This is a genomic window from Enterococcus pallens ATCC BAA-351 (assembly GCF_000407485.1).
GTDB lineage: Bacteria > Bacillota > Bacilli > Lactobacillales > Enterococcaceae > Enterococcus_A > Enterococcus_A pallens.
Window position 1 is genome coordinate 969,717 of sequence record NZ_ASWD01000003.1, and the last position, 23,399, is coordinate 993,115.

At 38.7% G+C, this 23,399-nt stretch carries 29 protein-coding genes and 1 tRNA gene; 2 read left to right on the forward strand and 28 right to left on the reverse strand.

Annotated elements, in window-relative coordinates; all coding sequences use genetic code 11:
* Positions 1-2: 2 nt before the first annotated feature.
* From I588_RS17285 to I588_RS17335, 11 genes are all read right to left on the reverse strand, one after another.
* The gene (locus I588_RS17285; RefSeq protein WP_010760057.1) at positions 3-497 is read right to left on the reverse strand and encodes a hypothetical protein; all 495 of its coding nucleotides are present in this window, start codon (positions 495-497) and stop codon (positions 3-5) included.
* Positions 487-678 (reverse strand): hypothetical protein, encoded by a 192-nt coding sequence (locus tag I588_RS17290; protein ID WP_010760058.1) that lies wholly within the window; start codon positions 676-678, stop codon positions 487-489. The genes I588_RS17285 and I588_RS17290 overlap by 11 nt, the downstream gene beginning before the upstream one ends.
* The gene (locus I588_RS17295) at positions 679-1,314 is read right to left on the reverse strand and encodes a hypothetical protein (protein ID WP_010760059.1); all 636 of its coding nucleotides are present in this window, start codon (positions 1,312-1,314) and stop codon (positions 679-681) included.
* On the reverse strand, positions 1,298-3,976 hold the full coding sequence (locus tag I588_RS26490; RefSeq protein WP_010760060.1) for a phage tail tip lysozyme: 2,679 nt from the start codon (positions 3,974-3,976) through the stop codon (positions 1,298-1,300). Before I588_RS26490 ends, I588_RS17295 begins: the two co-directional genes overlap by 17 nt.
* Positions 3,973-5,046 (reverse strand): hypothetical protein, encoded by a 1,074-nt coding sequence (locus tag I588_RS17305; RefSeq protein ID WP_010760061.1) that lies wholly within the window; start codon positions 5,044-5,046, stop codon positions 3,973-3,975. Before I588_RS17305 ends, I588_RS26490 begins: the two co-directional genes overlap by 4 nt.
* A complete protein-coding gene (locus I588_RS17310; RefSeq protein ID WP_010760062.1) occupies positions 5,043-8,483 on the reverse strand; it encodes a hypothetical protein in 3,441 nt (1,146 codons plus the stop codon). The genes I588_RS17305 and I588_RS17310 overlap by 4 nt, the downstream gene beginning before the upstream one ends.
* A 34-nt stretch (positions 8,484-8,517) precedes the next feature.
* Positions 8,518-8,961, reverse strand: coding sequence for a hypothetical protein (locus I588_RS17315; protein WP_010760063.1), 444 nt, complete (start codon positions 8,959-8,961; stop codon positions 8,518-8,520).
* 15 nt (positions 8,962-8,976) lie between these two features.
* Entirely contained in the window at positions 8,977-9,378 is a 402-nt protein-coding gene (locus I588_RS17320) for a hypothetical protein (RefSeq protein WP_010760064.1), read from the reverse strand.
* Positions 9,379-9,438: 60 nt separating this feature from the next.
* Positions 9,439-9,792: a LexA family protein gene (locus I588_RS17325; protein ID WP_010760065.1), complete on the reverse strand. Its 354-nt coding sequence runs from the start codon at positions 9,790-9,792 to the stop codon at positions 9,439-9,441.
* A 110-nt stretch (positions 9,793-9,902) separates the two neighbouring features.
* Positions 9,903-10,670: a phage antirepressor KilAC domain-containing protein gene (locus tag I588_RS17330; protein WP_010760066.1), complete on the reverse strand. Its 768-nt coding sequence runs from the start codon at positions 10,668-10,670 to the stop codon at positions 9,903-9,905.
* Complete coding sequence (locus I588_RS17335) at positions 10,667-10,864, reverse strand: helix-turn-helix transcriptional regulator (protein WP_010760067.1); 198 nt, start codon at positions 10,862-10,864, stop codon at positions 10,667-10,669. Before I588_RS17335 ends, I588_RS17330 begins: the two co-directional genes overlap by 4 nt.
* Positions 10,865-11,006: 142 nt before the next feature.
* Here I588_RS17335 and I588_RS17340 point away from each other — a divergent pair, with 142 nt between their 5' ends.
* On the forward strand, positions 11,007-11,354 hold the full coding sequence (locus I588_RS17340) for a helix-turn-helix domain-containing protein (protein WP_010760068.1): 348 nt from the start codon (positions 11,007-11,009) through the stop codon (positions 11,352-11,354).
* Between the two features lie 9 nt (positions 11,355-11,363).
* Here the strand turns inward: I588_RS17340 and I588_RS17345 are convergent, their stop codons facing one another.
* The 16 genes from I588_RS17345 to I588_RS17420 all read right to left on the reverse strand — a co-directional run bounded on the left by I588_RS17345 (position 11,364) and on the right by I588_RS17420 (position 22,184).
* Positions 11,364-12,086 carry a hypothetical protein gene (locus tag I588_RS17345; RefSeq protein ID WP_010760069.1) on the reverse strand — a complete coding sequence of 241 codons (723 nt, stop codon included), beginning with the start codon at positions 12,084-12,086 and terminating at the stop codon, positions 11,364-11,366.
* A 50-nt stretch (positions 12,087-12,136) separates the two neighbouring features.
* Positions 12,137-13,426: a hypothetical protein gene (locus tag I588_RS17350; protein ID WP_010760070.1), complete on the reverse strand. Its 1,290-nt coding sequence runs from the start codon at positions 13,424-13,426 to the stop codon at positions 12,137-12,139.
* A 4-nt stretch (positions 13,427-13,430) separates the two neighbouring features.
* Positions 13,431-13,589 (reverse strand): hypothetical protein, encoded by a 159-nt coding sequence (locus tag I588_RS27335; RefSeq protein WP_010760071.1) that lies wholly within the window; start codon positions 13,587-13,589, stop codon positions 13,431-13,433.
* Between the two features lie 11 nt (positions 13,590-13,600).
* Positions 13,601-13,792 (reverse strand): hypothetical protein, encoded by a 192-nt coding sequence (locus tag I588_RS17355; RefSeq protein WP_034694762.1) that lies wholly within the window; start codon positions 13,790-13,792, stop codon positions 13,601-13,603.
* The gene (locus I588_RS17360; protein ID WP_010760072.1) at positions 13,789-14,475 is read right to left on the reverse strand and encodes a hypothetical protein; all 687 of its coding nucleotides are present in this window, start codon (positions 14,473-14,475) and stop codon (positions 13,789-13,791) included. Before I588_RS17360 ends, I588_RS17355 begins: the two co-directional genes overlap by 4 nt.
* A gap of 11 nt (positions 14,476-14,486) precedes the next feature.
* Positions 14,487-15,770, reverse strand: coding sequence for a hypothetical protein (locus I588_RS17365; protein WP_010760073.1), 1,284 nt, complete (start codon positions 15,768-15,770; stop codon positions 14,487-14,489).
* Between the two features lie 11 nt (positions 15,771-15,781).
* The gene (locus I588_RS17370; RefSeq protein ID WP_010760074.1) at positions 15,782-16,711 is read right to left on the reverse strand and encodes a head maturation protease, ClpP-related; all 930 of its coding nucleotides are present in this window, start codon (positions 16,709-16,711) and stop codon (positions 15,782-15,784) included.
* Positions 16,704-17,264, reverse strand: coding sequence for a hypothetical protein (locus tag I588_RS17375; protein WP_010760075.1), 561 nt, complete (start codon positions 17,262-17,264; stop codon positions 16,704-16,706). The genes I588_RS17370 and I588_RS17375 overlap by 8 nt, the downstream gene beginning before the upstream one ends.
* Before the next feature lie 13 nt (positions 17,265-17,277).
* Positions 17,278-17,553: a hypothetical protein gene (locus I588_RS17380; RefSeq protein ID WP_010760076.1), complete on the reverse strand. Its 276-nt coding sequence runs from the start codon at positions 17,551-17,553 to the stop codon at positions 17,278-17,280.
* Positions 17,546-17,980 carry a hypothetical protein gene (locus tag I588_RS17385; protein ID WP_010760077.1) on the reverse strand — a complete coding sequence of 145 codons (435 nt, stop codon included), beginning with the start codon at positions 17,978-17,980 and terminating at the stop codon, positions 17,546-17,548. Before I588_RS17385 ends, I588_RS17380 begins: the two co-directional genes overlap by 8 nt.
* A gap of 49 nt (positions 17,981-18,029) precedes the next feature.
* Positions 18,030-19,160 (reverse strand): hypothetical protein, encoded by a 1,131-nt coding sequence (locus I588_RS17390; RefSeq protein ID WP_010760078.1) that lies wholly within the window; start codon positions 19,158-19,160, stop codon positions 18,030-18,032.
* 16 nt (positions 19,161-19,176) lie between these two features.
* The gene (locus tag I588_RS17395; protein WP_010760079.1) at positions 19,177-20,529 is read right to left on the reverse strand and encodes a PBSX family phage terminase large subunit; all 1,353 of its coding nucleotides are present in this window, start codon (positions 20,527-20,529) and stop codon (positions 19,177-19,179) included.
* Positions 20,526-20,921 (reverse strand): terminase small subunit, encoded by a 396-nt coding sequence (locus tag I588_RS26495; RefSeq protein ID WP_010760080.1) that lies wholly within the window; start codon positions 20,919-20,921, stop codon positions 20,526-20,528. Before I588_RS26495 ends, I588_RS17395 begins: the two co-directional genes overlap by 4 nt.
* A gap of 15 nt (positions 20,922-20,936) precedes the next feature.
* A tRNA-Cys gene (locus tag I588_RS17410) sits at positions 20,937-21,007 on the reverse strand.
* A gap of 377 nt (positions 21,008-21,384) precedes the next feature.
* Complete coding sequence (locus tag I588_RS17415; RefSeq protein WP_010760081.1) at positions 21,385-21,801, reverse strand: ArpU family phage packaging/lysis transcriptional regulator; 417 nt, start codon at positions 21,799-21,801, stop codon at positions 21,385-21,387.
* A 104-nt stretch (positions 21,802-21,905) separates the two neighbouring features.
* Positions 21,906-22,184: a hypothetical protein gene (locus I588_RS17420; RefSeq protein ID WP_010760082.1), complete on the reverse strand. Its 279-nt coding sequence runs from the start codon at positions 22,182-22,184 to the stop codon at positions 21,906-21,908.
* A gap of 356 nt (positions 22,185-22,540) precedes the next feature.
* Here I588_RS17420 and I588_RS17425 point away from each other — a divergent pair, with 356 nt between their 5' ends.
* Positions 22,541-23,092: a PBECR4 domain-containing protein gene (locus I588_RS17425; RefSeq protein ID WP_010760083.1), complete on the forward strand. Its 552-nt coding sequence runs from the start codon at positions 22,541-22,543 to the stop codon at positions 23,090-23,092.
* Positions 23,093-23,176: 84 nt separating this feature from the next.
* Here I588_RS17425 and I588_RS17430 read toward each other — a convergent pair whose 3' ends face one another.
* Positions 23,177-23,380: a hypothetical protein gene (locus tag I588_RS17430; RefSeq protein WP_010760084.1), complete on the reverse strand. Its 204-nt coding sequence runs from the start codon at positions 23,378-23,380 to the stop codon at positions 23,177-23,179.
* Positions 23,381-23,399 lie beyond the last annotated feature (19 nt).

Genomic DNA, 23,399 nt, shown 5'->3' on the forward strand with positions numbered 1-23,399 from the left:
CACTACTCACCACTATTCTCAATTTTATTTTTTTCAAAAAGACAGGCCATGCAGTTTTCAACTGGTAAGCCCAAAAATTTGGCGATTGTCACTGAAGCATTAACAGCTGTCTTTTCATATGTTTTGTCAGCATATTCTCTTAGTTCAGTATCTTGAATTGCTGCGGCCGCGTCCCGCATCTCAGCCATGCTCATCAGTTGATGTTTGAACATACAGGAATATTTGTCTTGCTGATCATTCTCAGCAACCTTAGCAGCAAGAGCTAAAGAAAGATTAGTTTTGGAGTAGCGTGCATCGCGGACCTTTTCTTTTAGCAACTCCACGTCTCTAATCTCGTCTAGGATAATATCTCTTGCTTGATCATCTGGTTCATTTTCTAAATCACGATTGAATGCACTTTTCAAACGATCTGCATGCGCCTCGGTTTCAGCATCGTTCATGATCGACCAAACAAGGTCTTCCAAGGCTCCTGTTTGAGCTAAATAATTAATCGGCATTATTGATCCCCCTCGTTCTTTTTCGAGCTATACTGCGAGCTTTTTCTCGTTTTCTTTTTTGTTCTAATGAGAAATCATACTCATAGTTAGCACTTTTTGCTTTCAACAATGAAATCACTCCTGCAGCATCGGTGGGATGCCTTTCTAAATGTGATTCGAGTTTTGTCGTATCTTTTTTCATTTAATCAAGCCCTCCTCGGTCAACGTGGTTATATTTGATGTAATAACTGATCTCACACTCGCAAAGCATGTTGCTATTCTGAGTTATTTGAATTTCTTTCAATCCAGGAGACAGAACAACTGACTGCTGCCATGGGTGTAAGTAATCTAGCAACCTCAAAACATCGAACGTATCATTTTGGCTTGGGTAGTATCCATATCCATTGACAAAAGAGCCATACTCCGCAATGATCGCATCTGTTAAATCAATACCCTGAATCGAAATTCTCAGCTTCGTTAATTCAAAATTGTGCTCCTTAATCTGCACACCTAGGTCAACTGTGTGATGGTGTGGATTTGGAGATACGCCGCTACCCGATACATTCAGTGAAGTATCTGAAGTCGTGACATTCTGCGCTATATTGGTAACAAATGGTCGGATGTGCAAGTTAAACGAATATTTCATAATATATTGCATATCGTTAGATATACGAAACGCGGTATAGATTCGATCTACACCGCGTAGCATTGTTTGGAAGTCCGCTTTGGCATCTGTTACAGTGTTTCTTCGTTGCAGCTGCCGCTGTTTTTCAACTAAACTTTGTCCTTCTTGCCTCTTGGCTAGAAAATTCAATACATCATCAATAGTTGCTGGCATCTCTATACAACTCCTTGCTCAGTGTGAGAACATTTGTCTCGACCAAATTATTGTCAAAGCTGGTTTCAATTTGAGTGATGTAGAAGTCGTCTGAAGCCTCATAAATCTTCTTACAATACCTACTGCAATGATCGAAAAGCTCAATGCTATTATGGTAATCGAAATAGACGCGATCCAATACGTTCAAATCGCAAGGTAGTTCCCCGATTCGAACTCTGATCACGTCTCTACGTCTTGCGCTTTTTAATTGTCCAACAGCTGCTTTATAGGCGATCATTGATTGTTTAGATCGCTCTTCGTCACTAATTGTATCCCCATTTTCTTCGAAGGGAGCAACATCGTTCATGCTTACAGTCTTTTCAATCAATTTTCCCTGCTCTAGGTTAATGCTAAACTCATCAAGTATAGCGAACTCTAAAGAATTACTCGAAGCAATCTTAGTAATGTTCGTATAATAATTCTTTTGCTCCTTATTCGCGGTTGAATTAAGAATGACGATTGGAAATCCTTTAACTATATCGTGCCCTTGTTGTTGCTGATCTAAGTAAGCTTCGCGCAACGTCAAACTTGCTTGAGAACTATCGGATTTTTCACCATAAACTGTAACTACGTTAAATACCTGGTCAAACTCTTTTGAGACAGTTACTTGATCGATGATCTTTAGATGACGTTCTGTCTGCCCATATTCAGAAATGATGTAATTTTTCTTTTCCCCGAAAGCACCGATTTCTAAATAACGATCATGTTTAGTTCCCACTCGCCACCACAAATTATCGGTTAACTCTACAGCCTTATTTAACGCCTCTAAGTGACTTTGCCGGCTAAAGGCATAATTAATCTTTTCTTTATGAGCTGCTGCATCAGCATCTACATACCACTCTGTAGAATGGAGAAACGGACTTTGGCAAAAGACATCAGGAAATGTCCGATTTTTTACAGTATAGTTATTGGGGATTTGACGATACTCCCATTCTGCTATCTTATGATCGAGTTCAATGTTTGCTGTTTCTGCATCCTTATCCAAAGTAATGGATTTTACAATTCCATCGAACATCTTTTTAAAGATAATTACTCTGCAATCCATATGACCATCAAATTTTTCGGCATTGTTAATCGGCACAGTAAAGGAACACGCTGGTACGCCATTAGGTTCGATGGTCCAACTGATTCCCCCGATGATATCTCTGACATACTCACTTTTTCCTTTTTTATCTGTACATACAATTATGAAATCATCATCATTGCAGTAATTGTGTCCGATATCCGACCTGGATGAACTATGAGGGAAAAAGATAACTTGAACATGCAGGACCTTTTTCTCTCCATCAGCTCTAACCCTGATTAATTGAATATAAAAAGGATTCTTTGACTCAAAATCGATACAAAAATCGAATCCTGACCACTCTACACCTTCGACGTTAGGATTTTGAGAAGCGATATCTTTACGACTCTTTAACTCGATTTCAACAGTTTTCATTAGTTTATCGTCTGTTGCATCAAATATTTCTAGCATTTCCTTTGCATTCCCATCAAGATGGGTAGCAGCTCGTTGGGTAGTTTCTGTCTCTAATACTTTCGTTTCAGCATTTCGGTTGCTGCTAGTACCAAAATCTAGGGCATTAACATCAATTGTTTGAGTGAAAGGTGTCCACCGATCAATTGGCCTTGCAGGTCGTTCCCAACTCATTAACCAAGCTGTCGTTAAATCACTAGGACTTGCAGCACCGGACCAGAACTGATCCCACGATCCATAGCCTACGCTAATCCATTGAGCTGTATTGCTCTTCGCATATTCTATTTGAAATTTAGCATTTTCATAGCTTCTAGTCATATGATTAGGAACATCGCCCCAATTGTAAGAATATGACCATTGGAAGTATCCTTTCCCCATCCCGTTGCCTTCAGCGGCGGATGGATCAAGAGCACTTTCTGCTAATGCATTTGCTGCAAGAGCTAGTGTTGTGTTCTTTGGAATTCCGAGCTGCGTACAAATAGACACGAAAAATTGTGCTCGTGATTGCATGCTGTTCCAATCAACGCTGCCAATAGCTCCGGCGTTACCTCCAGATCCACCATCATCAGACCCGCCAGTAGCTGCATTGGTTGGATCACTTGCGAAATGCCATCCTTTAAGACAAAGCTTATTTCCAATATAGCTATATTCTTCTAGCTCGCCAGAGTTGTCCATGTTCTCTTTCGTATTTTCCTCTGTTGCTGCATCTTCAGTAGGTGTTGGTTGCGCACCTCCAGCCAAACGGAAAACAGTTTGCGGAGGATTTGAATAAGAATGTATAGCCGCATAGTTATCAATAGATACGCCATTAGCTGAAAAGTTACAATGAATGACGTTGTCCTTGTCTACGAATATTCCAGTATGACCAGCGTTGCCTCCAGATTGACCTTCTATTCCCCACACAAAAATATCTCCGTAAGCATATGGAGGATTGACCTTGGAAAAACCAAGACTAGGTAAATCTCTGAACATGCTATCTGTGTTTCCGGGTGGGAGGTTTGCTCCACCAGCGTTCAAAGACGCATAGACAGCTCCTGAACAATCTGCCGTACCATCAGCCCCTGAACGGCTTCCTCCTTGCGAATAAGTGACGCCTTTACCCATTAAAGCCCTCATGTTTGAAATTGCAGTCTGCATATTAACCGTCATAGCGCAATCCCCCCAACAAAGACTTTGATTGTTTGTATCTCTTTCGTATCTAAGCCTGAAAGAATAACGTTATTTGTACCTTTTTTTACGCTCCAGGACACAATTCCGTTACTCGATCCAGTTACACCTATTTTTGGATCATTTGAACTACAATCGGGAGGCGTACATTCAGCATTACTAACACAATCTCCATGAAACTTTGAGATATCTAAATAGTCACAGTTGTTCTTCACAAGTCCTGCATTGATAATCGTCTCACCTATATAAGCTCCTTCGATAATCGACTGCTGGCCATTCCAATTTATTCCTAAATCAGTGAATTTACCACATATTTCAAGAACAACATCTTCAGTTTCGTAAAGTGTTTTTCCCTCGAATTGAAGAAAGGCGGTGTTTGAACCATATTCAGATTTTGTTTCAGCTGTCGCCGTTTGATCACAGCAAGAATAGCTGATCTTTTTGTTGTTGCCACAGTTGCCTATAACTTCGCTCAGTTCTCCTTTTGGAATATCGCATAGCCTATCGCCATGACAAGGTGGGCACCGCTTTATTGGTGCTAATTTGATATTGCATACGCAGCAATCACACAGCTCACGTTCTAGAGCTGCATAGCAGTCCGTCACATCGCATTGGTAATAATCATCAAAGTATGTTGCTGTATCATCTGCTATATGCCAAATACCTTCAGGTAAGTAGAAAGTTACTGTGAAACTTAAATAGCCACGTTTCTCATCGAATCCTTCGGAAATTGACAATACCTTAGCTAAAGACCATAGAAGAAAATCTCCTTGGACTGCCCACAATCTTCCAACAGAAAAAAAGTTATCAAGCACAAATTGCTCAATAACTTCTCTGTCTTCACAAGGGAATTTATTTTTGTCTACCATCACAGTAACATCGAATTGCTTTGAGTTAACTTTTCTTGGACCGCAACGTTCGGGACTGTAATCCCCGTGAGAGTTTGCGAAGGCATTCTTCGAATTTTTAAATTCTGTCAAGTTATCCGGCTGTTGATCAATGTATGCCGTATGGTTGAATACAAGCTCGTTAAACTGAACTAATTTCTTCATGCCATTCTGAACCTCCTGTTGGCAGCCAATACTGCATCCTGATTACCCGAAGTGTAAAGATTAAGATTCTGAGTATTGTTATTGTGATAAACGTTGTTCACCACGCTAGAAGTCGTGTGTGAGACACTCTGAGCCAATCCAGCAAATGTTCTAGAAATTTGACCACTACGCAATTTTTCTAAGAATGGCATCCCAACAGCATCAACAATCTTTTCAGGAATTACGTACTCCCCGTTAGCAAGCAATGGCTTTTCTGGTGAATCCTGTATTTCTGCTTTGTAGCCACTCTTTACAGAGATAAGGCCACCGCTAGCTTTAGTATCTTTGCTTGTTTTAGACTTTTTCTTAGACGTCGATTTCTTCGTTTCGGTAGTAACTAGGTCTACATCTATTTTAGTAGAATAGCTTTCTGCTAGAGCATTTTCAATAGCCGTTCGGATTGTATCACCAATGTTTAAAGTGTTTTTCATACTACTATTTATTGCCTCAGCGATTCTAGTTCCCGCTGTATTTGCTCCATCAGTAGAAAGATTTTTTAATTCATCAGAGAGAATACTTTTTAAATTTAATTTGTTTTTAAAACCCTTGTTTAATTCCTCGGCTAGTTTTTGCCCCAACTTATTAAATTCTGGAGGAAATTTCTGAGTTAGATTTACAACGATCTGATCTAGAGCCGCTGACAGTCCGCTCAAATTATTAACAATGTCGTCAGTTGCAAAACTAGAAATACTATCAATCGCATTCTTTATTATTTGGATTTGTTCTTGTAATGAATCTTCAGTCAACCCGAGTTTCTGAATTTTTACAAGTACATCACCGATCGATTTTAATTCTCCAAATAATGCAATCGCAGTTGCTAAAGAACCGGCTTTGATTCCTCCTGACAAAAAGTTCTTAATAGATTCAGCAAGTGATCCAGAGCTAATACTTTTTACTAATTCTTTGATAGTCTTGATATTACTCTCTATCTTCTTCTTGTCTAATTCGATGTCTTGCAACGCTTCTAACTCTTTTGCAATGACAAGGAATTCTGCAATGATACCAATATCAATGAGATTGCTCAATAGGTCATGGACTTTGTTTATTAGGTCATTGATACTAGTGCCTTGGTCAAATAAGTCCAGATAAAATAAGCATTCTTGAATAGCTTTGACATTTGTCATTATTTTCTCTTTATTTAATTCTATATCTTGCAAGGCGCGTAACTCTAACCCGATAGCCAGCATAGTTCCTATCACAGCTAAATTGATCACTTGTGTTATCAGATTCGAAATTTGCTCAATAAGAGATTGGTCAACTGTCAACGAGGTAGCAGCCTGCAGCGTTTCGGTAATAGCTTCTAAATTCCTCTTAATTGCTTCCTTATCTATTTCAAGGTTGCCTAAATACGATACTGCCGTTGCTACCAATGCTAAAGTTCCAGCTATACCGATAAGAGCTACCAGGCCGGCTGCTAATGCTGCTGCACCTATTCCTGTACTCATAAAAGCTCCTACTGCTAAGGCTAAAACTCCCATTTCGGCAATTGACAAAGCAATCTGTCCAATCTTGGCCTGCATTGAACCGAAGTCTGAATCAATTTTAGCCACTTGTTGCAACGCCTTAGCTGCAAGCCAAATATCGGCAGATATTAATGCTATTGTAGCTAGTCCGCTTATAAGTAGGTCAGGTTTCTTTTCTGCAATGAAACCAACAGCAGCAGCAAGAATGCCCATTCCTATTACAGCTTCAGCGATTGCTAACAATTTAGGTTGTAGGTCCCCTAAATCACCTACTTGTTGAACTTGTTGCAAGGCTTTAGCTGCAAAGTATATATTTGCGGATATCCCAGCAATCGTAAGCATTTTCAAACCCAAGCTTTTGAGATCTTCGATTCCTACGGCTTTGAATTCTTTTGTTGATTTTCCAAAACTTCCAAGACCTTTAAAACTTGGCAATTTCAAGCCCAAACCACTCGCAAAACTAATCCCTTTAAATACAAGACTTGCTGATTTCAACCCAAGAGCCAGCTTTAGTAAGTTAGGAATTACTGAACCTACCCAAGAAAGATCTGGTTTCTTGCCTTCTGTTGATTTAGAAAGCATTTCAAATACTTTCTTGATGATATCAGTAAAAGGTGCCATTCCTTCAACAAAGTTTTTAGTAAAGTCCTCTCCAAAGATTGAATTAAGACTTTCTTCTAAAATTTTCCTTATATCCTCTATTACAGGCTTCAACTTAGGCGGTAATTCCTTCACTAATTTCTTGACTCCTTCAATAATTTTAGGAGTCATTTCCTTTAGCTTACTATCTAAATTTTCTAAGTATATCGGAACTGATTCAGCTAAACCTTCGGTATTTCCAGTAGCTAGGAAATCATTCCAAGCTGCTTTCATCATTTTAGAAGAACCTTCGTAGGTTGTTGCTGCTTCTTTAGCTGTAGTACCAGATATGTTCATCGCTTGTTGAGCGTTATGGATAGATTCAATCAACAAGGGAAATGTAACTTCGGCCATGTCAGTTACTTCGTGATCTAATCCTCCGTAAGTATTAATCAGTTGCTTAGCGCCTTCTTGAGTCCCTCCAAAACCTAGTTTGAGATTGTCCAGCATAGTGTAGTTACCTTTGGCAAAGCCTTCATAAGCATTCTGTACTAAGTTAGCGTTTGTCCCGAAAGTATTTACATTATCTGACATATCGATCAAAGCTTTGTCAACGTACTCCGCTGCTTTTTCTTGATCTCCTCCTAAACTTGAGATCAGACTAGCTGAAAAAGAAGTCGCTTGTTCCAAATATTCATTTTTACTAACCCCGGCAGTTCTAAATGCTGAATCAGAGTTTTTTACAACTGCATTAGCAGAATCTCCAAATAGCTTTTCTACCCCGCCTAAATTTTGCTCTAAGTCACTAGCAGCATTTACTGCTTCTTTAAGGATGCCAACTCCTGCTGCCATTCCAGAAAAGCTTATAGCACCTATGGCTTTGACAACTCCTATGACTTTTGAAGACAAATTATCTAAACCGTCACCAATTTGCCCACTCATTTCCCCGATATCAATTTCAACCTTTTGACCATTGATACGATCAATTTCTTGCTCAACTTTATACAATTCTGCGTTGGCTGTTCTAATCGGTTGGATTTCTGCGTCTACTTCCAATTTTTGACGACTTAAACTAGCAATACGTTGATCAATATTTTTAAGTTCTTTGTCTGCATCTTCAACATTTTTCATGCCAAGCTTTATTTCTGTCTTTTGCTGCCGTAATTCCCGCATCTCTGCAGCTATTCTTTGAGATTTATCTCTAAGCTTATCAAGTTGAGAGCTATCAACTTGAAGTTGATTCTTTTTATCGGTCAGTTCCTTCATTGTTCTTTGCGCTTTAGTTAGCTGTCCATAAAAATCTTTTAGGTTTGATTTTACATTGATCGAAAACTGACCTACACCTGACGCTGCCATGGCTCCTCCTTTCCGCTCCTAGTAATAATGAAGGCTATTTTTTATTTTCTGAGATAAATTCTAATTCTTTAGCTAACTTATCAGCTTTTGAATTAATCCAAGGATTATCTTGAAAAATAAGACTTAATAAATCCATATTCGGAAGAGTTGCTATTGAGTTAAGTTCCAACCCAAACATTCCTGCAATAATTTCTTTTAGAGGTGCTTCAATAAGAGCCATCAATTTTAACCATGGCCCTACTGTATTATCCAGCTCGCTTGTTACCTTTTCGATTTCTTCGAAGTTGTCACCAAGTTTTCCTGCAGCTTCCAGAAGATTAGCTTTTTCTTTTTCATTTAGCTCACGAGACTTCGCTTTGATTTCTATTAATTTATCCGAACCTTTCTCAAAAACGACAACCGTAAACCCTGCTTTTTTAGCTTCTTCTGTTTTCGCCTGTGCTAATTGTTCTTCAAGCACTTTAATTTTGTCCGTCATAATGGATAATCTCCTTTATTTTTTCATTCTGTCTAGTGTGTCTTGGATAAAATTGTGTGGTTTGTTACCAGGGTGTCGTACTAATTTGGCATAGTAATCTTTGCCCCCAACTTTCCAATGAAGCGCCTTGCCGTTCTTAGCGCGAATTATGTGCGGTTTAGAACCATAATAGTAATACGGCACGTAATTGACATTGCCAACATTTCTTTCGTCGTTAACTAGCTTTCCTTCGTTAACCCCAACCAAATAATTGTGATCATCTACCTTTTCTACTTCTACAGCATCAGCGAGCGCTCCAGTATCCTTATTGATGACATCTTTCATTATTTTTTCTGCTTCCTTGGCTCTTCGTTCGGTTTCTTCTGCAACACTTTCCCACATCGCTCCGAAAACATCTCCGCCAAATGGATTAGTCACTTTTACCACCATCCTTTTTGTAATAAAAAAAGACCTTCGAAAAGGTCTTTAATAAACTATTTAACTAGCAAAATTTACCGAATATATATACTCTCCAAGGATTTCTACATCTAAACCCTCACTTGGATCATATACCCATGAACGTAGGAAAACATCTCTACTCTCAGGGACAAACAAGACTTTCTCGTCCTCTCTCCGCGCTCTAAAGAGCATCCGCTTATTTTCAATACGTACCGCAACTATATTTCCATCTTGCCATTCGTTCGTTTGATGAACGATTGCTAACGATCCAGGTAGGACGACACGGTTCATTTCTACACCTTCAACTTTAAAAGCAAATAAGTTTTCTAGTCCGTATTCATCAGCAATTAATGGTTGGATCAGCAACTCATTGACTGATTCAATACAATTCATATCTTTCACCTCATTAAGTTTTCTGCTATAATGAGATTAAATAGCGGCCAAACTATTTAATCTCGTACGTAAAGCGTTCCAGCGCTTTGCGTATTTTTTTATATAATTCTTTATTGTTCATCAATGTCCATCAAAGCGATTATTCCACGTTTTTCTAATAGCTCATGGATAAACAATCTGCCTTTCTGTGTCCATTTTGTTTGCATTTGCACATCAGGCATACCGTTACTTCTAACGATATTTATAGTATCAGACTTTGTATAACCATTATTCATATAGTTCCGGTAAAGAATCCATTGATTGTTTACTTTTCTCTGAACTCGTTCTTCCCGAAGTATTTTGTTTAACTTCTGTGCAGAGATACCGTAGTCAGCAGCAATTTGCGTGACTGTAACTGTCTTTTTCGAAGAAAGAATCTTATCCAAATAATTTACCTTTGGTTCATACTCAGCTATTCGTTGCGCCTGTATCTCATTTTCGGCTTTAAGTTTTTCGTTTTCTTCCGCTTGGTCTGCTGCCAGTCTTAAAGCCTCTGCATAATTCTGTGGAATTTGAAACTGGATAACAGTTTGTCGCTCTTTTTGCTCCATTTGATTGAATAGTTGAACATAATATGCTGTGAATTGAGTTCCTTTTTTACCTGTCATTTTGTTAGCAATCATTTCACACCCTTGCTTGGTACATTCATAGCACTTATAGCTTTTGCCTGTCCCAGCTTTATAGGTAGATTCAATAAAGAAATCATCAGAACGCAAATCTGCGTTTTGATCAATATATGATATATAGGTGTCTATATCTCTAACTAAATCTGAATGTCTTTTTTCAACTTTATCCGCTACTTCCCTACTATTAATCGTTCTTTCAAGTAATTGAATCATTTTTCTTCCTCACTTTCTTCATATATTAATGTCCAGTCAATTTTTAAAACTTGACCAAGTTTTTTTGCAACTGAAACGCTTGGAGTTCGTGTACCAGTCTCAATTAAACTATAATAAGCTCGTTCAATCTCCGCAAAATCAGCCACTTGTTTTTGAGTGAATTTCATTTTTTTCCTCGCTTCAAGAAGGTTCACATCACCACTCCTTTCTTAATGTATCTAACTGTTACATTTTCATCATATAGTATCGATATGAGTCTGTCAATGCTTTTTGTATCTTTCAGATACTTTTTTTAAAAAGGGTTTTGTGATACTCTTTTACTTAAGGAGAAGAATGATGAATAATTTACCTTTTAGATTAAAAATGCTACGAAAAAGCTTTAAAATGACGCAAGCAGAAGTTGCTCAGAAAATAGGGGTTACTAGACCTGCTTACACATCTTATGAGACTGGAAAACGCGAACCGGCATATGAAAATTTGATATCGCTCGCAGAATTATTCGAAGTTTCTACTGATTACTTGCTAGGTAAACAAAGTAGCAACGTTGCCATTGAAAAAAAACTTCGTGAAAAAACTGATGCTATAGCTATCCATATTGGTGATGAGATCACCGACGAAGAAATGAAAGAAATTTTAACTTTCATTGACTTTATAAAGCATAGAGACGGTGATAGAAGTAATTAGAAGCTGAACTCAGTCGAGTAAAGCTTTTTTATTTTCTTCTTCCTCTCCAATCTCTTCAAAATAAAAAGCCTGTTTACGAGGTGGTTTTGGCTTAGGCGCATTTTTCTGGCTATATTTCCAATTTAAGAAGGAATCTAACGAACGGTCATTAGCAAGCTTTGCGAACGTAACAATTAGTTCAGCAGTAGACCAATTTTCAATTACCTCAAATGGTCTTAATTTAAACTCCTTAGCAATCTCGTACGCAATGTTTATATACGGGTCTTGGAATTGAGTACCATCCAGACCATCCACGATCGATTGGTAATCCACATTAGTTATTTGTTCTTTATCCTTCGTTACGTTATAAAGCGCCTCGTTAACTAACTGCGGATTGTCCTTTAAAAAAGCTATTGCTAAATCGTGTGAATAAGCTACGTTTTCGCAGAAATACTTGCTTAGAACTTCTGAGAATTGGAATTCTAAAAAAACGGTAACTTCTTCATCTTCGAAACTCAATTCTTCAGAATCACTCATAGCGTCTACTAAAATAATGAAGTTCATCAGGGAAAGTAAAGTATCACTATGATTCTTTGCTGTTAACTTGCAGCTTCCCAGCTCTCCATAATCAAAGTTTGCTGTAGCCGCTTTGTCAGATATCCCTACGAGAGAATAGCTACCATCCTCATTTTCCGAGATAAAAGGCGGTGCATCTTTATGAAATTGTGTTAAAAATCCAATCAAATCGTTCATACTTTTATCCCCAAAAATAAGGGCAACCCACGATAGGTTGCCCAGTTTTTTTATTTCCGTTGGTCAATTTTAATGATTGTTCCGTACTTTCCGTATGAGTCTTTCGCCATCGAGTAAGTAACAGTAAAAGTTCCCGCTGCATTTGTCCAAGTAAATGGTAAAGCTGTCAGCATTACGTTATCTGCCTTAATGACATATTCATCGCCGCAGATTGGAGTTACCATTTCCATTTGATAATGTTGCTTGTTAAGGTCTTCTGTCGTGATGTCCCAAGCAGTTCCTTCAATCCAGATAGGATATGCCACAACTACTTCAGTATCTGCATAGGCTTTTGACATGTAGACTTTATTACCTTTGCGGAAGAACTGTTCTTCTGGCAGGTCAATCGTTGTTGTATCATTATCAATGTCAACGTGATAAAGCGTGTCAAATTCACAATTTTGCGGTTGAACAAGTAATCTCGGACATTTGATATCAGCTAATTCAGGAATCGTAAATGATGCGTAGTCAATTCCATTCAAAGAAACCTCTTTAGCCGTGAATCTATCCCTAGTTTGAACAAGGTGCTCAGAGTTCTTTTGACGCTTGGTAATATTATGGAAATCAGCAAGCTCCCCGATGATGTTCGTTGCCGTTAGTGAACGCTCGATAGTCGTAGCCGTTTCATCATATTCGGGAATATCACATAAGTTTTCAGTCAAAGTTAATGCTGGATCACCAGAAAAATCGGATACGCAAGTAAAACCGATCGTCTGATCCTTAACCAATCCAAAGATGTCATCAAACAACTCAACTGTAGATAATTGGTATGGTTCTGTTTGTACAGCACTAATCATTAACTTAATCGCACCATTGTCTGCTACCCATCCACCAGAAACGACTTCGTCTGGATTAAATAGCTCTACAACAATTGCATTCCATCCGGTTTCCTCCAGGGCTACATTGAATTTATTTGCTCCTGTTCCTGTCATATTCATAACAGACAAATCGAATGAATCACCTTTGTTTCCATTTACGAAGACGCGCATATAACCATACTGGAAGTCTTCTCCATTTGCTTTGATTTCAGTCGTTACGGCTGATGCAGCCTCAGCTGGTGTAACAAACAATGTACCAGTCATATCGCATTTATCGAGTCCACAAATTTTTTCGTCAGGCTTATCGGCGTAGTTGTAAGAATACAAAATACTTGCTTTCTCAGCCTCCGAGTTTTTGAATCCGTAGATATTGCATCGATTTGGATCACGAAGCTTATAAAAATAAGCCACCGAATCAGTCGGCAGCTTACCAATAGGACAGGATTTAAAATTCGGTTTACAGTTTTCTAATAATGTTCCCACGTCGCTATTTCCCCTCCATTTCTTTCTTCTTGGCTTGTTTTACGGCAAAACTCTTTTGATGTGTCATGCTACCACGTTGGGCACGAGCTTCAAGCTTTTGCGCGTAGGTCAAATCAGTTTTACTTTTCTTTGTTTTTACTTCTACAGCTTTGTTTTCAGCCATTTCTTCACTCCTTATTTCTTTTTAAATAATCCGGTTGCCATAAAAAGTGGGAAGTCATCAAGAGAAACTTCTTGAGGCTTACCGACTTCCCATAAGCGCCCGAATATTTTCTTACGAGTCGTATGAACGTTGACAGGTTTCCCACCACATTGTTTGCAGACTTTACCTTCTTCGTTTTCACCTAAATATTCGATCGTGATCAAACAACCACCGTCCAATCTTTTAATGATTTCAATAAGCAGAGCGAGTACTCATCGATGACTGATTGAAAATACTTAATCGCTAGATATTTAATTGTTGCTGATAAGTCCTTCGTCCCCTCAACTTCTACAATCGCCACGCTGTCAGCTGCTCCGCAACTAGCACATTCGATCTCTTCAAGATCCATATAAACTTTAGTAATTGCACAAAACCAGCGACAAAGTTCAGGCGGAATTCCATCCGTGCCAACAGTATAGTCAATGATGACGTCGTAATTCTTACATCGATTACAGCAGTCAATTACATCAGACAAATCAATCATCAAATCATGAGTATAATCATCGAAAACATTGTCGACTTGCATCTCCTGCAGTTCTAATCCTAACCATGACCGGACTTTGACTTTGATTGTGTCTTTTTGGACCCAGTTCTCTGGGAGGTTGACCCTCAAAATGTTCGGGCAGCAACCTCCACATTGATCAGAAACTGGAACTCTAAGGTTAATATCATGATCATCTATCCAATTGCCACATGTCAGATTTCCCCAATCCTTCAGGGCTGTAATGACTGCTTGTTCCCATTGCTCTTCAGAAGCACATTCAAAGCATTTGCAGCATTCTTTAACCTGTTGGACATATAAATCTAAAGCAGTTGCAGATTCTAACTCTTCGGTATTTCCTTTCATAACGAATCACACTAGGCGATAAAAGGAGCGTAGGAATTAATATTAATCATTCCTTCAATTCCTTGATACATTTCAGGATCGCAACCAGCAGAAATACCTGTGATTTTAAGTAGAGCATTGGCGTCAGTAGCCACTACTCCACCAAAGTTCGTCAAACGATCGCAAGCAGTCCAGCAGTCAGGATATGCAGTTGCGCTCTCATTAAAATGCACAAATGGTGAAGTTTTCTTTTCCCATTCTTGGAGAATAAAGTTCCCAGGCATATCCAAAGGTACTCCTGAGAAGATACCAACCGTCGGAGGTACTAGGTAGATGTCACCATCTAAAGTATCAGGATCAACGTATACTAAATCAGATTCAATGATTGGCAAGCTGTTGAAATAATATTTTTTAACAGGCATCTGAAAACCATTAACAGTTTCAGTTGATTCTGTAACCGTCCAACCCGTTGGATATTTACCATCACGCTTCTCGATAACTTCTTGTTGAATAGCAGCATACGCAGTACGTGATGCTAAGAAAAAGCCCCCTGCGAATACGCGAGAGCCGATAATATTCATTCGGCACAGGACTTGGTTAAATGCTTCGATAATTCCTACTGAACCTGAAATAGGTAATACATCTGGACGTGCGTACACTTGGGCTAGACCGGAGAATCGTTTGACGATATTCCCATTTTGCTCAACGGATAATAAACCATTGATAAACGTCAACATATTTAACGTAATAAATTGGCCAATTAAACTTAATTGTTCGAATTGAGCCAAAGTAGGTAAAGAACTTTTTGGAATGCCCTCACTAATTAACATTTGTTTGTACGCCGCGTAAACAGCAGATGAAGTGCTCGCGCCACTTACGGCAGCAACCATTCGATTCAATTCTTTTTCACACTTCTCAATGCAAATTGCTTTCAAAATTGTTTCATCTTGGCATACCTGTAAATCACCCGCAATAACGCAGCAATCATCAGGGTTTGAAGTCATGGCAGAGAAAGACATTTTAGGGATATTTTTTAGTGTTAAATTCCCGTCTGCATCTTCACCATAGATCGGTACATTTTCACCAGCAATGGACGCGTCTCGCATAGCTCTTAATTGCCGCGATAGCGCCGTATTCATCAGGGCTGCAAACCCTGCATCAGATTCAACAATGGACGTAAAAAGAGCTTGGGCAAGATTATTCCCAAGCTTTCCACCTACAATTAAATTTTCGATAGACAGAGCTTCTAAATCCGACTTGACTACCGTTGCTCCATTTTCTTGTGTAATATTCTTATACATTCTAATCGGTTTCACAGTCATTCTCCTTAATATTTAGATTCTACCTGCATGTAAGCAGGCACTTGATTATTTTGTTTCACCGCTACTGTTTTAGTGGTGTCAATTACCGCTGACTCTTCTTTTTCTACTTTAGCTTCTCCTGGTTCAGGGTCAACGGTTGTTTCGATTTCATCGTCCTCTTCAGTCTCCGGTTCAATCGTTTCTTCCGGCTCAACAACTTCCTTTGGTTCTGAAACAAGTTCCGAAGTTTCTTCAGCCTCAGCCTTTAATTTATCGACGTCAGCTTTCATAGTAGCTAATTCAGCTTCTAATCTTGCTTCCTCAGCTTGTTCCTCTAGTTGAGCTTTTTGAGCTTTTAATTCATCAATTTCTGCTTGTAAATCATCTTTTTTTGCCATATTGTCCTCGCTTCCTAAAATTATGATCGTTTGATCATCATCTTCTTCATCATTATTTGGATCAACTACGCCATCGAAGACTACCGCCTCATCAGAATTCACGATGCCATTTTCTTCCATTTCTTTCACGTTAAACCACGATTCTGCATTGATCAGCTCTTCTAGGTTTTCAATGCTTGCGCGCTCTTCATAGATCTCTTGAAGACTGCCTTGCATCTTATCTAAAATTTCTGCTTCTTTTCGCATCTCACTTGCATCTCCCCAAGCTATTCCGCTTGGCTTATGAATCATAAAAAGTGTACCACTCATCGCTATACGTTTATCTCCTGCTAGAAAGAGAATTGATCCCATACTTGCTGCCATTCCAGTTAAAACAGTCGTGATGTTCCTGCCTGAAGCTCTTAGCAAATTATAAATTTCTAATCCTTCAACTACATAACCTCCTGGGCTATTTAGAAATAAAGTGATATCTTTATCATCGTGTTCATCTAAAAAATCTGAAACACTGTCGGCAGTTATGTCCCATCCTACTACGCCAGATAATCTCAATTTAATCATTTAGGACCTCCAGCAAAGCAATCGATTCATATTTAGCTTGTCCGCAACATTTGGTTTTAGTTGCTTCAGTCTTCACTTTGACTTGTTCATTTTTTAATGCATCATAATCTACCTGAGAAAGTACATATTGAACGCCTTTTAGCAATTTAGAGTAGCTTTGGTCAGCAAGCTTAACGATACGCCAATTGGTCGCTAATCGATCGGTTACCCGAACTTCTACGCCTTTTTCACTGCCAGGATATTCAGGAGACTGTTCCCTAATCATTGCACGCTCGCCTACTGTAAGCTGACTGTAGTCTCTGCCCTTAAGATATGAAACATCATCAACTTTTTTAGTCTCTGTTCGCTCAATCTTAATAGCAGATTTTACTTTTTCTGCAATACTAGTTGGCTGCTCACTTAGAATGTGCACTTCCGAATCACCTTCTTGATCAACTTGTACAGTTTCTGCAAGTAGAAGATAATCTGCTTTTACTTTTGCGTCTTTGTAATCAACGTTGTTTTCATCGAGGAAAACTTTGAGTTGATCCACTGTCATTTTAATAAAATCCATCGTTCAACCTCCTCTACGGCTCTGGATCAGGCTCAGGATTTTCTGGGCAGTGTCCATAGTTGTCACAGTTTGGTTTTGGTGCAAGAGGTGTAGCTGTCGGATCAATAGTCAACTCAACGAATTGGGATGAACGATTAGTAACGCCAAATTCTTTAGTTCCATCGCTTGAAACAAAAAAATTCATGCCATCATTCTTTAATAATGCACGTAAATTTTTAGCGTCTTCGTTAGTAGTGAATGTAGTTTTTTCCCCGTTGGAATGAAGTACTGCTTGTGTGTATTTAGCCAAAGTATTTTACCCCTTTCTTTGTAATTGCTTCTAAGATCTGTTCAATTTCTTTGATTGGTACTGTTTGATTGAATTGAGATATAATCTCTTTTTCCGAAATCTGAACAATTTCAATAAAGTTCCACTTAGAACTTAGAAGGCTTTTTTCTTTTTTTACTCTTAATGCTTTATAAAATCGCTTAGGCAGAAACCCTGTATGGATTTCATTTGAAACCCCAGAATCAACAATGATATCCATTGAATCATCTTCATTAACGCGAGCAACATTTTGATATCGAACTTCCGGATAAAATGTAGAAATCTTGCTTAATTCTGCAATTTGTTTCTTCTCGTACTTAACTTTTTGGAGATTCTTTTTTTGGATTTTGTCGAATTCCTCAATAGGTATCGCAATTCCGTTCCCATTTTTCGATTTTAGTGCTAACATTGGTTTCGCTCCTTCCGCCCAGTTTCACGACGTGTGGCAGGTCAATTTATCAATCTTTATTAGCAACCGTATCTTCCATATATCCCGCATTAACTTCGCTGTAATCCTTAAATCTTAAATAATACTCATCTCCACATAATTTTTTAGCAATCTTACTTAATGCGTTGGCAGTATCTGACTTAATCGGCGTAAGTGTGTTTGCTCTAGCCTCTTTAAGTAAAGCCTCTTTGCTGACATTTCCTGCTTCATCACCAAGGCCAGCAAGTAACATCGGAAAATTGAAAACTGAGGTGATAATGTCGTCTTGATTCTCCCAAATGAATTGATAATCCTTAACAGTAGTAACCGGGGAAACCTGTTTTACTTCTTTGTAGGTTTCATCAAGTATGACAACATTCGAATCATCTACTTTATTCTTCTTTATGAGATTAGCCACATGCTCTCTCATTTTTTCGATCGCTTCGTTTACTGTATCCTTTACTCTTTTTGCCACCACTGATACAGGGCTCCCTTTTGAAGCGCTTGTAAGCAAAAAAATGTCTCCATAATCCCGTTTAGTTGTGCTGTCGTAAATCTTCCGATTGATCTCTAATAAAATTTGAAGCTGTTTTAAATCTGAGTTCAGCGCATAACTATCTGACTTGAATTTGATAATATTATTTGGAGATATAATGTACCCGCCTTCTTGCTTAATAAAGCCTGTACTGTCGAATTCAAGTTTGGGCGGAACATAGACTTCTCCGACCGTATAATATTCAATCTTGTCAATGATTGGATCTTTGTCGTTTTCTTGGTACGCAGTAATTTTAGACTGGTCAAGCGCATAAGCATCTTTTCCATCAAAAAATAAATAGCCCTCTCCGAAAATCTCCTTTTCTTTGAGCGCCTTCTTTATTTCGTATAAGTTAGTGTTACCATTTGCGTTAGTTGAATAAAGAAACGTGCTAAACTTCTCCGTTTCAGTCTCCGATACTTCCGATTCAGCAGCGACTTCTAAATCAGTACCGAAAATTGCATTAACTTTTTCATTAAGCACATATCTAAACTTTGGTATTTCTTTGAATAGTCGATCAAATTCATCACGACTAGCTTCATGTTCGATCATTTCTAAGATGTAGTTTTCACACTCGCCATGACAGCCGCGTTTTTCACATTGTGGACATACAGGATTACTTACCAAATTATCACCCCTTTCACTATAGATTCATTATTTCATAGACAGCTTGGATAGCTAAAACAAAACTATCTGCTTCATCCGGCGACTTGCCGATCCGCTGCTTAATAATGTCCTTAGGAATAACTTTAATTTTCTTCGCGTCCATTTCAAACTCAGTTGCATTAAGCTGCCGTTCAAGTTCTGACTTGTCACAATAAGCGATTACTCGTTTTGATTTAAGTTGATCGCTAGCATTGGTGTACATTTCTGCACGCCTATTGATCGCTAGAACCGCTTTTCCTTTCGCGTGGTCAGAAACCTTCGAACCAAAGTTAATCGGCTCAGTGATGATCTCAGGTGCGTTTACGATCAGATAATCGATAATGTGCTGTCCTTGCATCGGATCGACATACACGGCATTAGCATTGATCGATCTTGCGAAGTTTGCTATATCGTCGCCTACCTTTTGAGAGGTATAACCATCAATCCAGACATCGTCAAATGTTTCAAAGCCCAATAGTTTGATCTTTAGGGTAGCTTTGTTATATGCAACTGCACAAGCTATCGTACTATCCTTTCCTTTAGTAGCCGCATCAATGCCAATAAAGATGTAATCATCTTCGCCAAGGTCAAGCTCTTGATCAGCCGGAATGAGGCTTGGAAAATCAGTTTCCACATCTTTCGGGACAATCCCAAGGTAGTTCCAACTATACCAAGCTGGATCAGCCTCTTTTGTCGCTTCTATCTTTTCAAGCATTTGTGTTGGTAGCAAATTCTTACCTGTATCATCATCAAGATAAGTTGTATGAATTCGTTCAGCGTTCAATCTGTCTAAGTACTCAAATACCCAGTGATGACGGCTTCTTGGTGGGTTAAAACTATAAACTGTCTTAATTCTTTCACCTTTAATTGAGTGGCGCATGAACGTATCGAGCGTCGGATCGACACTCTCTTGACTCTGAAACTGATCGAATTCTTCAAACCATAGCCATGCGATATTATCGATCGCGTTAGCCTTTTTACCCTCTTGCTTATTTAACCCATAAAACTTAATGACAGAATCATTCTGCAAAAACCTAATTTCCAAAGGCTGATACCTAATTTTAAATAGGTTTTTGATTCCCAAATCTTCCGTAACTGTTTCAAACTGTTTGTGCACACCGTCACGTATCTCTTCCTTTTTCTGCATGAAAACAACAGCATTTGCTTGTTGCCCTCTCTCTGCATGAATCAGAATATCCATAATGATCGCTAAGCATATGTCATATGATTTGAAACTTGCACGACCGCCCGAAAGAACAAAGGTATCTATATCATTTTTGCCTGCTATTCGATCAAATAACGGTTTGTGCTTGCTGATCGCATCTCTTGAACTACTGAATCCTAAACTCATAGCTCAATCTTGAACGTCACTGGTTCTCCATCCTTTCCCGAGTACTCAACTTTATCCGCCGATTTAAACCCAGCTCGATCCAGCAAATCCTTAGCAGCTGCAAGCCTGTCGCTGTCTTTTGACATCGGGTCGCTCATGACCTCATACAACACTTTTCTAGCCTCTAAAGCGTCAAAAGTAAATTCATCCCACAAAGCTTGAGTTAATGCTTCTTCTTCACTTTTCAAGTATTCTAAAACTTTAGGATTCTTAAGGAGTTGCGAGGCTTGGCTAGATGCCGTTTTCTCACTGTACCCCGCATTAATCGCTGCTTGAGTTGCGTTCTTTTTTCGTAAGGCTAAATAATGCTTAACAAAATCTTTTTGTTGATTCCTTATTTCATTATTTGCCATAACCTCACCCCCCTAAGCAAGAAACGGGATTCGAACCCGTGATTAAGGTTTTGCAGACCTCCGCCTTACCTCTTGGCTATTCTCGCAAAATAAAAAGACCACCTGGTCGGTGATCTTAAAATATGTACTTCAAGGCGGTTGTCGAAAATAGAAGAATTTAGGAGTGTTCACCCCTTTTAGTTTTTGTGCCGCCTTGAATAAGATTTGAGGGTAGTTCCAGTGAAACAATATCTTTTTATAGTTTTTGTGAGTAATCTATATAAAGAGCACCCTCCAATAAAGTAGCTAGTACAGTCTGTTTTGTTAATATTTAGCATTTGCTCCCCGCGGTGGAGTAGCTATTCTTTAGTGTGTTGGCCGACTAGCTATTCTTTTTACAATACTAGTATAATGCCTATTTATTGCCTTAAACCGCCAATATACCGCCATTTTTCCGCCATTTTTCCGCCAAAAAACCGCCATTTTAATAGTAGACGATTAATTTACCGTTACAATAGCTTTCGGCGAACTCCACTAGTGCATCAGATTTCATTCTTTCGATCTGTCGGACTGAGTAGCCTAATTCATCTGCAATTCGTCTATTGGAATAATGGTCACGACTGCAGTATGTATAATGCAGAACCTGTCTACTGGTAAGCCCCAGTGCCATCAAAGCTGTAATAACCAAATCCCTCTCTGCTTCCGCATCAGCAACCTGAATGAGCGCATCTTCTGACCTGTTACCATATGATTCTATCCTTGGCATGTCAGTAATAATTGGAGAGCGGACATCGATCAATGAACGACCAGCGATCCGCTCCAATCTGCGAAAACTTTTTAAGATTGCACGCGCATTCTTTCTTGTTTCATGAAAGTCTACTTCTTTTAATAAAGCTATCAAACTAATCGCCCCTTGTGTTATAATTTGTTTGCAGATAAATCATTGCACTGGGCTTAGGCTTGGTGCTTTTTTTATTTCATCCACTATTGCCGACGTTAGTGGACTTATTCCTCTTTAAATCCAATTACAAAGATGTTGCCATTCTTTCGCTCAATATGATCATACGAACCTATAAGTTTACCATCTATAATGAGCGACTTGGATTTATCAGTATAAGCACATTTATGATACAAAACTGTCAGTTTCGCACCATTACACATCGACTGATTTTTTAGTGCCTTAGCTACGGCTTGCTTAGTTACCCCTAAATAGTCAGCAACTTTTTGCTGATTCGGGAATATTTTTACTTCTTTATCTTTTTCTAATCTTATCTGGTTACTCATTCCGCCCCTCCTCTACGTTATTTTTAATCATTTTCTAATAATTCGACTTGGATGACTTTTTGGCTACTTTCAGCGTTTTCTGATACAAACTAGCACAAACTAGTATTAAAACACTCTTAAGAAGTCAGTCATCTTTAAACAATCCAATTGCTTTTTTGTAACAGTACTGTTATTCTAATAGTGAGGAAAAGAGCTCTATCTACCTCGTCTATATCTCGAACAGGTCTTTAAGACCAAAGTGGGAAAAAGAGTGCACCCACGATCCCCGGCGGGCGGGTTAGCCTAGCGTTTGTCTGCATGGGACGGTATCCATGCTTTGCACTCTTCTTTTTTTTGTACTTTTTCTGGAGGTTAGAATGAATAAAGATTTTAATCACACATACAATCAATATCTTTCTAACTTTGACGGAAAGCTTGCAATACTAACTACGAAGTTTCAGCCTTTAGATTGCTTCTACATCAAATTTGATATAAAACAGCTTCCTCATCTACTTGGACTACAGTACATATATTCCCACTCGTCTAAAACTTTATGTGAAATGCTGTGCAATAATGAAATTACTTATGATAATCTGCAACACCACCAAAACTTTGGCCAGATAAAAGATCGAATTACTTTATTCCCATTCATTTTGGAAATTTTTCTCGAAGACTATAACGCCTCAGTAATATACGTTTCTGAACAAGATCGAAAGGGTTCATCAATGAACCTTGATATTGTCTTTGCTCATCCGCATAAGAATAAATATCTAAACTTGGGACTTAGAACCATTGGAGAATCGATTTATGCCCCTGTAACCTTTTATGTTTTTAAAAAGGGGCGTCGTCCAGTAATGCCCGCTTCAAAAAGAGCAAAAGTTGAAACAATTGAATTTGTTACCCAAAATCATCAATTGGAACTCTTCTAAGTTTTAAACTTATGCCATCAATTTTTGATGGTTTTTTTGTCGTTAATGACCTGTGAGTACTCTCTTCTAGCGTCGGTTAGTGGACTAGCAATATATCCAATCTTGCTTTTCCTTCGGTCGCTCTTCAGCAGTATATTTTACAAACACATAAACACCCTCGATCCGTCCTTGATACCACTGAACTTGGCTGTCTTGAATACTGAAACCCTTGTTCAGATATTCAGAAATAATTGATTGAAGCTCCTTTGCTGATGCTTCATTCAGTATTTCTACTTTTACCTCACTCATTCCGCCTCATTCCCTTTCA